Origin of the sequence: Bradyrhizobium sp., assembly GCF_030654605.1 — a bacterium.
In the GTDB taxonomy this organism is placed as follows: domain Bacteria; phylum Pseudomonadota; class Alphaproteobacteria; order Rhizobiales; family Xanthobacteraceae; genus Bradyrhizobium.
This window is the reverse complement of record NZ_JAURXB010000010.1, coordinates 1-14142: the sequence shown is the minus strand read 5'-3', so window position 1 is coordinate 14142 and position 14142 is coordinate 1. Positions and strand designations below refer to the sequence as shown.

General features: G+C 66.2%; 12 protein-coding genes. All 12 read left to right on the top strand.

Annotated features, from left to right (window positions below):
- Positions 1-960: bifunctional phosphopantothenoylcysteine decarboxylase/phosphopantothenate--cysteine ligase CoaBC (coaBC, locus tag Q7U29_RS00685; protein WP_304737360.1), on the top strand; the 960-nt coding region annotated here is incomplete at its 5' end.
- The gene (dut, locus tag Q7U29_RS00680; protein WP_304737359.1) at positions 957-1415 is read left to right on the top strand and encodes a dUTP diphosphatase; all 459 of its coding nucleotides are present in this window, start codon (positions 957-959) and stop codon (positions 1413-1415) included. The genes coaBC and dut, both read left to right, overlap by 4 nt.
- 127 nt (positions 1416-1542) lie before the next feature.
- On the top strand, positions 1543-1944 hold the full coding sequence (locus Q7U29_RS00675; protein WP_304737357.1) for an MAPEG family protein: 402 nt from the start codon (positions 1543-1545) through the stop codon (positions 1942-1944).
- A 5-nt stretch (positions 1945-1949) separates the two neighbouring features.
- The gene (locus Q7U29_RS00670) at positions 1950-2660 is read left to right on the top strand and encodes an SDR family NAD(P)-dependent oxidoreductase (RefSeq protein ID WP_304737355.1); all 711 of its coding nucleotides are present in this window, start codon (positions 1950-1952) and stop codon (positions 2658-2660) included.
- A gap of 14 nt (positions 2661-2674) precedes the next feature.
- Positions 2675-3364, top strand: coding sequence for a cupin domain-containing protein (locus Q7U29_RS00665; protein WP_304737353.1), 690 nt, complete (start codon positions 2675-2677; stop codon positions 3362-3364).
- 10 nt (positions 3365-3374) lie between these two features.
- A complete protein-coding gene (locus Q7U29_RS00660; protein ID WP_304737352.1) occupies positions 3375-3977 on the top strand; it encodes a TetR/AcrR family transcriptional regulator in 603 nt (200 codons plus the stop codon).
- Between the two features lie 205 nt (positions 3978-4182).
- Complete coding sequence (locus tag Q7U29_RS00655) at positions 4183-6690, top strand: PAS domain-containing sensor histidine kinase (RefSeq protein WP_304737351.1); 2508 nt, start codon at positions 4183-4185, stop codon at positions 6688-6690.
- Complete coding sequence (tsaE, locus tag Q7U29_RS00650; protein ID WP_304737350.1) at positions 6687-8210, top strand: tRNA (adenosine(37)-N6)-threonylcarbamoyltransferase complex ATPase subunit type 1 TsaE; 1524 nt, start codon at positions 6687-6689, stop codon at positions 8208-8210. The genes Q7U29_RS00655 and tsaE overlap by 4 nt, the downstream gene beginning before the upstream one ends.
- Before the next feature lie 91 nt (positions 8211-8301).
- Positions 8302-8619 carry a PilZ domain-containing protein gene (locus Q7U29_RS00645; protein ID WP_304737349.1) on the top strand — a complete coding sequence of 106 codons (318 nt, stop codon included), beginning with the start codon at positions 8302-8304 and terminating at the stop codon, positions 8617-8619.
- A 122-nt stretch (positions 8620-8741) separates the two neighbouring features.
- A complete protein-coding gene (locus Q7U29_RS00640) occupies positions 8742-9464 on the top strand; it encodes a nucleotidyltransferase family protein (protein ID WP_304737348.1) in 723 nt (240 codons plus the stop codon).
- Between the two features lie 238 nt (positions 9465-9702).
- Positions 9703-12861: a double-strand break repair protein AddB gene (gene addB / locus Q7U29_RS00635; RefSeq protein ID WP_304737347.1), complete on the top strand. Its 3159-nt coding sequence runs from the start codon at positions 9703-9705 to the stop codon at positions 12859-12861.
- Positions 12852-14142 (top strand): UvrD-helicase domain-containing protein (locus Q7U29_RS00630; RefSeq protein ID WP_304737346.1); only part of this gene is annotated, 1291 nt, incomplete at its 3' end. The genes addB and Q7U29_RS00630, both read left to right, overlap by 10 nt.

Below are 14142 nucleotides of genomic sequence, written 5' to 3'. Positions count from 1 at the left end.
ATGGCCAAGATGGCGCAGGGCCATGCCGACGATCTCGCCAGCGCCATCCTGCTCGCGGCCAACCGGCCGATCCTGCTGGCGCCGGCAATGAACCCCCTGATGTGGAACAATGCCGCGACCCGCCGCAACGTGGCGCAGCTGCAACGCGACGGCATCGCGATGATCGGACCCAATGCCGGCGAAATGGCCGAAGCCAACGAGGCCGGTGTCGGCCGGATGGCGGAGCCGACGGAAATCGCTGGCGCCGCCGAGAAATTTCTGCGGCCACCGCAACCGCGGCCGCTGGCGGGCAAGCGCGTGCTGATTACCGCGGGGCCCACCCACGAGCCGATCGATCCGGTGCGCTACATCGCCAACCGCTCTTCCGGCAAACAGGGTTTTGCCATTGCCGCGGCGGCGCAGGCCGCCGGCGCCGATGTCATCCTGGTCTCCGGCCCGGTCGACCTCGACGATCCCATAGGGGTGACCGTGAAGCATGTGGAGTCCGCGCGCGACATGCTGGGCCAGGTCGAAGCGTCGCTGCCGGTGGATATCGCTGTATTCGCCGCTGCCGTCGCCGACTGGCGCGTCGACAATGCGGGCGAGCAGAAACTGAAGAAGACGTCCGCCGGGATGCCGCCGCTGCAGCTGGTGGAAAACCCCGACATTCTCGCGACGATTTCAAAACTCGGCGACACGCGCCCGCCGCTGGTGATCGGCTTCGCCGCCGAGACCGAGCACCTGATCGACAACGCCAAGGCCAAGCTTGCGCGCAAGGGCTGCGACTGGATCGTCGCCAACGACGTATCGCCCGCGACCGGCGTGATGGGCGGCGACCGCAACACGGTTCATCTGCTGACCCGCGACGGCGGCGGGATCGCGGTCGACATCAAGGTCGAATCCTGGCCGGCCATGAGCAAAGAGCAGGTCGCCACCGAACTGGTGGCGCGAATCGCCAACACCGTAGGAAAAAATCCGTGAACGCAGTCGTGAGAGTCGAGATCCGGCAATTGCCGCATGGCGAAGGCCTGGCGCTGCCGGCCTATCAGAGCGCGCACGCCGCGGGGCTCGATCTGCTGGCGGCGGTGCCGGAAGGCGCGCCCATGGTACTCGCTCCCGGAAAATACGCGCTGGTCCCGACCGCGCTGACGATCGCGCTGCCGCCGGGCTTTGAGGCCCAGGTCCGGCCGCGCTCCGGGCTTGCGGCCAAGCACGGCATCACCGTGCTCAATTCGCCCGGCACGGTCGATGCGGATTATCGCGGCGAGATCGGCGTGCTGCTGATCAACCATGGCGATGCCCCGTTCCCGATCCGGCGCGGCGAGCGCATCGCGCAGATGGTGATTGCCGCTGTGGTCATGGCGGAGCTGGTTCCCGTGGCGACGCTTTCCGCCACCGATCGCGGCACCGGCGGATTCGGTTCCACCGGCCGCTAGCCGCAGCACTCCCTAAAAGGAGGCTTTCCTGGACCATCGCCCCGTCACTCGCCCGGTCCCATTACCGACGTATTGACATTTACCTACTAGTAGGTCAGTTCTGAGCTTCATTTGAAAAGGAGCCTTCGTGACCACTGAACTCTATTGGCTGACGCTCACCGTTCTCATGACGGCCTTGTTCTGGGTGCCGTACATTCTCGATCGCCTCGCCGTTCGCGGGGTGTGGCCGGCCCTCTCGGATACCAAGCCGGAAGGCGGCGGGCCGCATTCGCTGTGGGCCCAGCGCGCCATCAAGGCCCACCAGAATGGAGTGGAGAACCTCGCGATCTTCGTGCCGGCGGTGCTGGTGGCGCATCTGCTCAACATCTCGACGCCTGCGACCAAAATGGCCGTCGTGGTCTACTTCTTCGCGCGTCTCGTGCACTTCTTGGTTTATCTGGCGGGCGCTCCGCTGGTCCGCACGCTTGCCTTCACAGTCGGTTGGGTGGCGCAGATCGTCCTTCTCGCCAGCATCCTGCGCTGGATTTGACGGCAATGAGCGGTCTTCGCCGACCGACACTGCTTCTCACCGGAGCGGCCGAAGGTCTCGGCACCAGCATCGCCGGGACGTTTGCCGCGGCGGGCTACGATGTCGTGGGACTTGCACGGACGGAGCGATCGTCCGCGCAACTCAGCCAGCGCGTCGAACAGGGCGGCGGCGCCTACACCCATCTCATCTGCGACGTCGGTCAGCCGATCGACGTCGCAGCCGTGCTGCAACCGCATGCCGAGCGCATCGATGTGTTCGTGCACAATCCGCATCTGCTGGTAAGAAAGCCGTTCGAGCAGACGACGGCGGACGAATTCGAGCAGGCGTGGCGGGTGGCCTGCCTCGGCGCCGTGACATCGGCGCAGCTGGTGCTGCCGTACATGGTCGCACGCGGTAAAGGCACTATCGTTCTGACGGGCGCGACGGCTGGACTGCGCGGGGCCGCGCAGTTTTCGGCCTTCGCCTCGGCGAAATTTGCCCTGCGCGGCCTGGCGCAATCGCTGGCGCGGGAGTTCGGCCCCAACGGCATTCACGTCGCGCATGTCATTCTCGACGGATTGATCGACGAGCCGCAGACCGATCGAAGATTCGGACCGGCGCGGTCCACCCGAATGAACCCTGACTCGGTCGCTGCCGCCTATCTCGGACTTGCATCGCAGCATCCCTCGGCCTGGACCCAGGAGATGGATCTGCGGCCGTTCGCCGAACGCTTTTGAGGGAGCCTCGCCAAATGTCCCAGGATCCATCTTTTGAACTCGTCAACGCCGACTTCTCCAGCCGGGTCGTGATCGCCACCGGTGAAATGCCGTGGATTCCATCGCCGCAGGCGGGTGTCGAACGCCGGCTGCTCGATCGCATTGGCGGTGAAGTGGCGCGCGCGACGTCACTCGTTCGCTATGCCCCCGCCAGCGTTTTTCCGGTGCACGAGCACGCGCTTGGCGAAGAGTTTCTTGTGCTCGACGGGGTTTTTTCCGACGAGCATGGCGACTATCCGGCCGGAACCTATGTTCGCAACCCGCCGCAAAGCCGGCATGCGCCGCGAACCGCGCTTGGCTGCACCATTTTCGTCAAGTTGAGACAGATGGCGCCCTCCGAACGGCATCGGTTGGTCATCGACACCAACATCGTCAAATGGAAGGCCGCGGGTCAGCCAGGGGTGATGCGGCTCGCGCTGTTTTCTGCTCCCGATGCGCGCGAACAGGTATCGCTGGAGCGGGTGGACGCCGGCGCGGGTCCATGCGACGCGGACTGTTCCGGCGGTGAGGAGATATTCATACTGTCCGGTGACCTCCGGGACGAATACGGGGTATACCGTGCCGGAACATGGATGAGGAACCCGGCGGGTTTCCAGCGCAGGCTGGGATCAAACGGCGGAGCGACATATTGGGTGAAGCGAGGTCATCTGCGCCCGATGTCATGACAGGAAACCGATGACGACCGCGGCGCCGAAGCAACGATCCAGAACCGCCGAACAGATCCTCGATCTCGCCGAGATGCTGATCCAGACACGCGGCTACAGTGCGTTCAGCTATCAGGACATTTCCGACGCTCTCGGCATCACCAAGGCCAGCATCCACTATCATTTTGCCTCGAAAACCGAATTGGGAATGGCGGTCGTCGACCGCTACGTGGATCGCTTCGGGGACGCGCTCACGGCCATCGCCCAGGACCAATCGCAGCCTGCCATGGCCATGCTGGATTTCTACATCGAGCCCTATCTCGGCTACGCCAATACGCCCGATCAGGTATGCCTGTGCGGGGCGCTGGCCGGGGAGATCCTGGCGCTGCCACCGGAACTCCGCTCGCGCGTCGATCGCTTCTTCCGGGCGCACCAGACCTGGCTGACCGGGATTCTCAAACGCGGGGTCGCGCGCGGGGAATTCAGGATTCCCGCCCCGGCGAGCAAGGTGGCCCGTCTGGTGTTCGGAGCCCTTCAGGGCGCGCTGCTGGTGAAGCGCACGACCGGCGACCCGTCTCAGCTGCGCGATGTCGTAACGGTGATGAAACTGCAGCTCGCCGCCGGTTCCACCTGACCCCGCGCGATCGGCCCGTAAAACAACGGTAAATTTTACCAAATCGATTTCCGCAAACGTCACCTCAACGCATTTTTTTACGATGCGATTCACGTTCACGATCTGGACTCTTACCCCCCGAGTCCGGTTGGGGATATTGTCGTTCGATTCGCGAACGGCGGGTTGAAGCGCGCCGGACGTAAAGTCGTGCGGTTTGGGGCAAACCATGTCGGGCGTGATCGTGGCGATGCGTCGGACCCTGCTGTCGTGCACTTCACTGGCACGTAACGGCCTGATCGCCTTTGGCATGACGGCACTGCTGCCGGCAGCACCCGCTTATGCCGGCGAATTGCCCTTCATTCAGTCGATCGTGGCCTGGCTCGATCTCGATCACCAGGAATTCGTGATCCTGGCCACCGCGCTGGCGCTGCTCGGCTTTTCGGTGGTGGCCGCGATCCTGTTGATGCGCACCCGGGTTCGCGCGGCAGCCAATGAGGCGCGGCTGCGCTCCGACATCGGGGATCTGCAAGTCCAGGCCGATCGCCTGCGCGCGCTGTTGTTCGCCGAGCCGCAAATCCTGATCGCATGGGCCGCGGGCGACAATCGCCCGCAGATATCAGGCGATACCTCGCTGCTGATGGCGCAGGATTCGCCGCAGCGCATTCTGGCGTTTGGAACCTGGCTGCCACCGGAGCCGGCGCTGCAGATGGACCACGCGGTCGACGCGCTGCGCGAAGCCGGCGAGGGCTTTCTGATCAACCTCACCACCTCGAACGGACAGGCGCTGGAGGCCATGGGCCGCGCCATCGGCGGCCAGGCCATTGTGCGGATTCGCGAACTCGGCGGATTGCGCCGGGAACTGGCGGAGACCAATTTGCGCTACAGGGCGCTGTCTGAGGAAACCGAGACGCTGCGCGGCTTTGCCGCCGCGGCACCCTGGCCGATCTGGGCCAAGGGCGCCAAGGGCGGTCTCAACTACGCCAATGCCGCCTATGCGCGGGCAACCGACGCCGTCAGCGTCGCCGACGCGATCGATCGCGGCCTCGAACTGCTCGACAGTGACGACCGCGGCGCGATGGACCGGGCGCTGAAGGAAGCATCAAGCTTCACCGCGCGGCTGCCGATCGTGGTCGGCGGCGAGCGCCGCATCTACGATGTGCGCGCGATGAATGTCGGCAGCGGCTCAGCCGGCATCGCCATCGACGCCTCCGAGGCCACCGCATTGCGGGCGTCGCTGGAGCGGATGGCGGAAGCGCATCGCCGCACCCTCGATCAATTGTCGTCCGGCGTCGCGGTGTTCGACGGCCAGCGGCGGCTGGCATTCTACAATGATTCCTACCGCCGGCTGTGGGACCTCGACCGCGCCTTCCTCGACAGCAATCCCGACGATTCCAGCGTGCTCGATCGTTTGCGGGCCGCGCGAAAAGTTCCGGAGCAGCCGGATTTCCGGGCCTGGAAGGCCAGGCTGCACGAGGCCTATCGCGCGGTGGAGCCCGAAAAGGACACCTGGTACCTGCCCGACGGCCGCGCCGTCAGCGTCGTCACCACGCCCAATCCGGAGGGCGGCGTCACCTATCTGTTCGACGACGTCACCGAAAGCCTCGATCTGGCGCGGCGGTTCGACGGCCTGATCCGGGTGCAGCGCGAAACGCTCGACAATCTCGCCGAAGCCGTCGCGGTGTTCGGCAGCAACGGCCGCGCCCAATTGTTCAATCCGGCTTTCGCCAAAATGTGGAAGCTGTCCCCCGAGGCGCTGCGCGAGCAGCCGCATATCGAGACCTTCGAAGCCTGGTGCAAACCGCTGTTCGACGACGAAGCCGCCTGGCGGACCATCCGCGAAGCCATCACCGCGATCGAGAACCGGGTCGAGGTGCCGCTGAAGCTGGAGCGTAACGACGGTAGCGTGCTGGACTGCATGACCATGCCGCTGCCTGACGGCGCCACCATGCTGACCTTCCAGGACATCACCGACACCGAGAATGTCGAGCGCGCGCTGCGCGAGCGCAACGAGGCGCTGGAGACCGCCGACCAGATGAAGGTCGATTTCGTCCACCACGTGTCCTACGAGCTGCGCTCGCCGCTGACCACCATCATCGGCTTCGCGCATTTCCTCGCCGACCCCGCGACCGGCCCCTTGATGCCGAAGCAGGCCGAATATCTCGGCTACATCACCGCCTCGACCAACGCGCTGCTCGCCATCATCAACAACATCCTCGATCTCGCCACCATCGACGCCGGCGCGATGTCGCTCAATCTCGGTTCCGTCGATATCCGCAAGACCATCGAGGCTGCTGCCGAGGGCATTCAGGACCGGCTCGTCACCGACCGCATCGAACTCAAGGTCGACGTCGATCCCAATATCGGCAACTTCACCGGCGACGAGCGCCGCGTGGTGCAGGTGCTGTATAATCTGCTGGCCAACGCCGTCGGGTTCTCGCCGCAGGACGCCACCGTCGGCCTGAGCGCCCGGCGCACCGAACACAGCGTGGTCTTCACCGTGACCGATTCCGGTCCGGGCATTCCGCCCGACGTCAAGGACAAGGTATTCGACTGGTTCGAGAGCCATTCCAACGGCTCGAAGCATCGCGGCGCCGGCCTCGGCCTGTCGCTGGTGCGCTCCTTTGTCGAACTGCACGGCGGCAAGGTGAGCGTCGATTCGATCGTCGGCAGGGGCACGACCGTCACCTGCGACTTTCCGATCGACCAGGCCGCGCATCGTCACGCCGCGGAATGACCGCTCCCGTCACATTCTCGCTGGCGCTGTCGAACGAAACGGCGACGGCACATTTGATGGCCGACCTCGCTTTGCTGATCGGCCCCGGCGACCTGATCACCCTGTCGGGCGATCTCGGCGCCGGCAAGACCGCGGCGGCGCGCGCCATGATCCGCTATCTCGCCGACGACGACGCGCTGGAGGTGCCGAGCCCGACCTTCACGCTGGCGCAAAGCTACGACCTCGCGCCGTTTCCGCTGGTTCATGCCGATCTCTACCGCGTCAACGATCCCATCGAGCTGGAGGAGATCGGGCTGCAGCCCTTGCCGGAAGCCACGGTGGTGCTGATCGAATGGCCGGAACGCGCCGCCGGCGCGCTGCCGGAAGACCGCATCGACATCGCGCTCAGCCATCGCCCGGCGCTGGGCTCGGCGGCGCGATCGGCCGAAATCACCGGCTACGGCAAGGCGGCAGCCCAGGTGGCGCGGCTGCAGACGCTGCGGCAGTTTCTCGACGGCGCCGGCTATCTCGACGCCAGGCGCCGCCGCATGGCCGGCGACGCCTCGACCCGTTCCTATGCGCGGCTGATCCGCGACGATGGCGTGGTGATCCTGATGAACTCACCGCGGCGGCCCGATGGGCCGGCGATCTATGACGGAAAATCATACAGCGCCGCGGTGCATCTGGCCGAGGACGTCAAGCCGTTCGTCGCCATGGCCAACGGCCTGCGCGAGCGCGGCTTCTCGGCGCCGGCAATCCCTCACGCCGACCTCGACGCCGGATTTCTGATCACCGAGGATTTCGGCACCGAAGGATTTATCGCGGGCGACCCGCCCGCCCCGATTGCTGAGCGTTATGAGGCCGCGACCGACATGCTGGCGGCGCTGCACCGCGAGCCATTGCCCGAGACCCTGCCGCTGGCGCCGCAGCGCAGCTATGCCATTCCCATTTTCGACACCGATGCGCTGCTGACCGAAGCCGGATTGATGCTGGACTGGTATCTGCCGGATCGCAACGCCGAACCGAGCGACCAGTCGCGCGCCGAATTCGTCAGATTGTGGCGCGAGTTGTTGAGCAAACCCGCAGCGGCGCCGAGAACCTGGGCATTGCGCGACTTTCATTCGCCCAACCTGATCTGGCTCGACCAGCGAGATGGCATCGCGAAGGTGGGCATCATCGACTTTCAGGATGCCGTGCTGGGACCTGCGGCCTACGATCTGGTGTCGTTGCTGCAGGATGCGCGGATCGACGTGCCTGAGCCGCTCGAGCTCGCGCTGCTGACGCACTATATCAAGGCGCGGCGCACGGCCGACGGCAGCTTCGATCCGGCCGAGTTCGCCGAGCTCTACGCCATCATGTCGGCGCAGCGGAACACGAAATTGCTCGGCATCTTTGCCCGGCTCAACCGCCGCGACGGCAAGCCGCATTATCTGCGCCACCAGCCCCGGATCTGGACCTACCTCACCCGTTCGCTGGCGCACCCGGTGCTGGCACCGCTTCGGGAGTGGTATGCCACCCATGTGCCATCGCCGGCCCCGTAGGTTTACGGCTTATTAGCCACCCCGCGTTAACCTGCGGTTAGTGCCCTTCCCCGACAGCCCGGGGTTCGGCGGCTGTGGCGGGAGCAAATCAATGGCGACGAGCGAGCGGCGCAAGGGCGATCGCGTGGTCTTCGAACGCGGCTTTTCCGCGCACATGATGGGCATCGACGGCACCTGGCGGCGCGAATGCACGATGGAAGACGTTTCGGAAACCGGCGCCAAGCTGACGGTCGAGGGCTCGGTCGAGGGGTTGCACCTGAAGGAATTCTTCCTGCTGCTGTCGTCCACCGGCCTGGCCTACCGCCGCTGCGAACTCTCCTGGGTCAATGGCGACCAGATCGGCGTCAATTTCCTCAAAACCGGCGAGAAGCGGAAAAAAGCCAGGCGCCCGCAAGAGTCCGACGCCTGAGCGTGGCGCCGCCGCCGTCGTATGGCCGTCATGCCGGACGACTATGGCGTCATCATCCATGCGGCCAGCGAATCGCGTGATATGATTGCGGCTCACCACAACCGTTCGAGAAACTTCCAAAAATGTCCGTCAAGCCCGCCAAAGCCATGGTCCTCGCCGCCGGTCTCGGCCTGCGCATGCGTCCCCTGACCGACACCATGCCGAAGCCGCTGGTGCGCGTGGCCGGCAGCGCCTTGCTCGATCATGTGCTTGACAAGCTCGACGACGCCGGCGTCGAAGAGGCCGTCGTCAATGTGCATTATCTGCCCGACCAGATCATCGATCACACCAGGGCGCGGACCCGGCCCCGCGTGATCATTTCGGATGAGCGCGACCAGGTGCTCGGCACCGGCGGCGCCGTCGTCAAGGCGCTGCCTTTGCTGGGCGACGCGCCGTTCTTCCATGTCAACGCCGACACCCTATGGATCGATGGCGTGCGGCCGAATCTGGCGCGGCTGGCGGAAGCCTTCGACCCCGCGCGGATGGATATCCTGTTGCTGATGGCGCCGACGGCGAGCAGCATCGGCTATGCCGGCCGCGGCGATTACGCCATGCTGGCCGACGGCGTGCTGCGCAAGCGCCGGGAACACGAGGTGGTTCCGTTCGTCTATGCCGGTGCCGCCATCATGTCGCCGTCGCTGTTCGCCGACGCGCCGAAGGGCGAGTTTTCGCTGACCCGGAAATTCGATTCCGCCAATGAGCAGGGGCGGCTGTTCGGCCTGCGGCTGGACGGCGTGTGGATGCATGTCGGAACCCCCGACGCGGTGCAGGCGGCGGAACGGGCGTTTCTCGCCAGCGTGGCGTAAGCCACAGTGCGGCATCCCCTCAGTTGTCGTCCCCCGCGCAGGCGGGGGATCCAGTACGCCGCGGCCTTTCGGCTTACCGCTCCGGCTCTGGAATACTGGGTCACCCGCCGGAGCCTGTCATCGGGCGGCGCGAAGCGCCGACCCGGTGGCGGGTGATGACAGTCTGGGGGATGCCCCAGCGCATGACCAATCCGCAATCGCTCCCTATACTGCCCCCTGATCCCGAATCAGGCAGCCCATGCGCGTTTTCAGCGTCCCCCTATCCGCGCCGTTCCTGCGCACCGTCATCGCCGCTCTGGTCGATGGCAGGCTGGTCGAGGGTTTCGAGGCCCGCACCGATCCGGCAAGGCTGGCGCAGGCGACGCTGTATCTGCCGACCCTGCGCGCCGGGCGCATGGCGCGGGAAATCTTTCTCGACGAGCTGAATACCGACGCGGTGGTGCTGCCGCGCATCGTTGCGCTCGGCGACATCGACGAGGACGAACTGGCGTTCGCGCAGGCTGCCTCGCCCGGATCGGCCGCGCTGGAAATCCCTCCCGCGATGGAAGGGCTGCAGCGCCGCCTGCTGCTTGCGCAGCTGATCGCCGCATGGGCAAAGCAGATCCGGCCGGACGATGCAGCGCAGGCGCCGCTGGTGACCGGCGGGCCGGCCTCGACGCTGGCGCTGGCCGACGATCTGGCGCGGCTGATGGACGACATGGTGATCCGCAAGGTCGAATGGAGCAGGCTCGACGGGCTGGTCCCGGACGCGCTCGACCGCTACTGGCAGCTCACGCTGCAGTTCCTCGACATCGCCAGGACGGCGTGGCCCGACATCCTCGCGGCGCATGGCAGGATCGAGCCGGCGGCGCGGCGCGACCTCTTGATCGAGGCCGAAGCCGCGCGCCTGACCGCGCATCATGACGGGCCGGTCATCGCGGCGGGCTCGACCGGATCGATGCCGTCGACCGCGCGGCTGTTGCATGCCGTCGCCGGCCTGCCGCGGGGCGCGGTGGTGCTGCCGGGGCTCGACACCGACCTCGACGGCGACGCCTGGCAATTGATCGGCGGTGTGCAAACTACGGATGGCAGGTTCACCGCGCATCCGGCGTCGAACCATCCGCAATTCGCGATGCACGCGCTGCTCGATCGCTTCGGCATCAAGCGTGGCGATGTCGAAATCCTGGGGAGCCCGGCGCCGCATGGGCGCGACGTGCTGGTCTCCGAGGCGATGCGGCCCTCGAATGCGACCGCGCAATGGCACCGGCGGCTGGGCGAGCCGGACGTTTCGGAGAAGATTTCGCTGGGGATGACCAACCTCGCCGTCATCGCGGCAGCCAATCCCGAGATGGAGGCGCTCGCGATCGCGGTGGCGATGCGCGAGGCGCGCCACCTGAACAAATCGGCGGCGCTGGTGACGCCGGATCGCGCGCTGGCGCGGCGCGTGGCCGCGGCCCTCGGCCGCTGGAACCTGGAGTTCGACGATTCCGGCGGCGACGCGCTGACGGACACGTCGGCGGGAATTTTCGCCAGGCTCGCCGCCGAGGCAGCGGCGAACGGATTGGAGCCGCCGACGCTGCTGGCGCTGCTGAAGCATCCGCTGTGCCGGCTCGGCGGCGCGCCCGCCGCTTTCAAGGCCGCTATCGAGGTGCTCGAACTGGCGCTGTTGCGCGGCACGCGTCCGCAGGCGGGAAGTAGCGGCTTGGCCCGCGATCTCTCCCGATTTCGCCAGGAACTGACAAAGCTCCGCAAAGGCGAGACCTCTTCGCTGCACCGCGCGGAGCCACGGGCCGGCCTCAATGACGAACAGCTCGATGCGGCGCAAGCGCTCGTCGCAGCGTTGCAGAAGGCACTCGCGCCGCTTGAAGGCCTCGGCGCGAAAAAGCCGTATGACTTTGCCGTCCTCGCAAAATGCCATCGCGATGTCCTGATGGAACTGTCGCGCGACCCGGATGGCGTCGCGGTCGCCTTCGACGGGCCGCAAGGCGCGGCGCTTTCAGCCGCGTTCGACGATCTGCTCGCGGGACAGGCGCCGAGCGGCCTGATGGTCGATCCCGGCGACTTCCCCGAAGTATTCCAGACCGCGTTCGCCGATCGCATCGTGCGGCGGCCGGAATCGGCGCGGGCGCAGCTTCACATCTACGGCCAGCTGGAAGCGCGGCTGACGCAATCCGACCGCGTCATTCTGGGCGGCCTGGTCGAAGGCGTCTGGCCGCCGCAGCCCCGGATCGATCCGTGGCTGAGCCGGCCGATGCGGCACGAACTCGGCCTCGATTTGCCGGAGCGGCGCATCGGCCTCTCCGCGCACGATTTTGCCCAGCTGCTCGGCGCCGATGACGTGATCCTCAGTCACGCCGCGAAGGTTGGCGGCGCGCCCGCCGTCGCGTCGCGTTTCCTGCACCGGCTGGAAGCGGTAGCGGGCGAGCAACGCTGGAACGCCGCGGTCGCCGCCGGCGAAAATTATGTCGGCTACGCCGACCGGCTCGACAGCCCCGACAAGGTCGAGCCGATCAAGCAGCCGGCGCCAAAACCGCCGCGCGCGGTGAGGCCGTTGAAACTCTCGGTGACGGCGATCGAGGACTGGCTGCGCGATCCCTATACGATCTACGCCAAATACATTCTGAAGCTTGCGCCGCTCGATCCCGTCGACATGCCGCTGTCGGCCGCCGACCGCGGGTCGGCGATCCACGATGCGCTCGGCGAATTCACGCAAGTCTACGCCACCGCGCTGCCCGACGATCCCGCGCGCGAGTTGCGCCGCATCGGCGAGAAATATTTTGCGCCGTTGATGGAAAGGCCGGAAGCCCGCGCGCTGTGGTGGCCACGGTTCAACCGCATCGCCGGATGGTTCGCGGCCTGGGAAATCGTGCGACGCGGCGATGTCAGCGCCATCGAGGCCGAAATTCGCGTCGAAATTCCGATCCCGCTCGACAATGCCCGCATCTTCTATCTGTCGGCGCGCGCCGACCGGATCGAACGCCGCCGTGACGGCAGTTTTGCCATTCTCGATTACAAGACCGGGCAACCGCCGACCGGCAAGCAGGTTCGCATGGGCCTGTCGCCGCAGCTGACGCTGGAGGCGGCGATCCTGCGCGAGGGCGGTTTTGCCGGCATTGCGGCGGGCGCCTCGGTCAGCGAACTCGGTTATGTCAGGCTCAGCGGCAATAATCCGCCGGGCGAAGCGAAGCCGCTGGAGTTGAAGATCAACAAAAGCGATCAGGCGCAGCTACCCGATGCCGCAGCCACTGAGGCGCGCAACAAGCTGGAAAGCCTGATCCGCGCCTTCGAGAAGGAAGACCAGCCCTATACCTCGCTCAATCTGTCGATGTGGTCGAACCGTTACGGCTCATACGACGATCTCGCCCGCATCAAGGAATGGTCGGCCGCCGGCGGCCTGGGGATCGAAGAATGGCAATAGCGCCGCGCCCCATTCCGCCGGCGGTGCGCGCCACGCAGGCGCGCGCGTCCGATCCCGCGTTTTCCGCCTTCGTCTCGGCCAATGCCGGCTCGGGCAAGACCCATGTGCTGGTGCAGCGCGTGATCCGGTTGCTGCTCAGCAATGTCCCGCCGGAGAAAATTCTCTGCATCACCTTCACCAAGGCCGCCGCCGCCAACATGGCGGAGCGGGTGTTCTCCACCCTCGGCCACTGGATCACGCTCGATGACGAGGCGCTCGACGAAGCGATCGTCGAGGCCGGCATCGTCCGCGTCGATGCGAAGCTCCGCATGCGGGCCCGCGAACTGTTCGCCTCCGCGCTGGAGACGCCGGGCGGGCTGAAGGTGCAGACCATCCACGCGCTGTGCACCCGGCTGCTGCAACAGTTCCCGTTCGAGGCCAATGTGCCGGCGCGCTTCGCCGTGCTCGACGACCGCGACCAGACCGCGATGATGGAGCGCGCCAACCTCGCGGTGCTGCTCGAAGCCTCCGGCGATCCCGACAGCCCGACCGGGCGCGCGCTGACGGTCGCGATGGCCAATGCCGCCGATGTCACCTTCAAGGATGTCGTGCGCGAGGCCTGTCTCAGCCGCGACCACTTCATGGCCTGGACCGACAGCGCCGGCTCTGCCGTTACAGCGGCGGCGCAGGTGTCCGACGCGCTCGGGGTCGATCCCGGCGATTCCATCGAGAGCGTCGAACGCGAAATTGTCGACGGCCCGCATCTGCCGCGATCGCGCTGGGAGGAGGTCGCAGCGGTTCTCGGCGGCAGCAGCAAGGCGGATCAAAAACAGGCAACCAAGCTACGCGAAGCGCTGGTGTTATCCGGCATCGAGCAGGTGAATAGATATCTCGACGTGTTCCTCACCGACGATCGCACGCCCCGCGACTCCGTCGTGACCAAGAAGTTCTGTCGAGAGAACCCAGCGATCGGAAGCGCATTCGACGCCGAAGCCGGCCGGCTCAACACCCTGATCGAGCGGCGGCGCGCGCTGACCACCCGCGACCGCACCCAGGCACTGCTGCAGATCGCCACGGCGGCGGCGGCCAATTACCGCCGCGAGAAGCAGGAACGCGGTCTGCTCGATTATGACGATCTGATCGACAAGACGCTGGCGATGCTGAATGGCGGCGCATCCGCCTGGGTGCATTACAAGCTCGATCGCGGCGTCGATCACGTGCTGATCGACGAGGCGCAGGACACCAGCCCGCGGCAATGGGACATCGTCGACCACATCATTTCCGAATTCACCTCCGGCGAGG

Excerpts from the sequence above, each read along its gene's own strand:
- Q7U29_RS00670 (WP_304737355.1), top strand. The coding sequence starts at position 1,950 with ATGAGCGGTCTTCGCCGACCGACACTGCTTCTCACCGGAGCGGCCGAA.
- Q7U29_RS00665 (WP_304737353.1), top strand. The coding sequence starts at position 2,675 with ATGTCCCAGGATCCATCTTTTGAACTCGTCAACGCCGACTTCTCCAGC.
- Q7U29_RS00660 (WP_304737352.1), top strand. The coding sequence starts at position 3,375 with ATGACGACCGCGGCGCCGAAGCAACGATCCAGAACCGCCGAACAGATC.
- Q7U29_RS00655 (WP_304737351.1), top strand. The coding sequence starts at position 4,183 with ATGTCGGGCGTGATCGTGGCGATGCGTCGGACCCTGCTGTCGTGCACT.
- tsaE (WP_304737350.1), top strand. The coding sequence starts at position 6,687 with ATGACCGCTCCCGTCACATTCTCGCTGGCGCTGTCGAACGAAACGGCG.
- Q7U29_RS00645 (WP_304737349.1), top strand. The coding sequence starts at position 8,302 with ATGGCGACGAGCGAGCGGCGCAAGGGCGATCGCGTGGTCTTCGAACGC.
- Q7U29_RS00640 (WP_304737348.1), top strand. The coding sequence starts at position 8,742 with ATGTCCGTCAAGCCCGCCAAAGCCATGGTCCTCGCCGCCGGTCTCGGC.
- addB (WP_304737347.1), top strand. The coding sequence starts at position 9,703 with ATGCGCGTTTTCAGCGTCCCCCTATCCGCGCCGTTCCTGCGCACCGTC.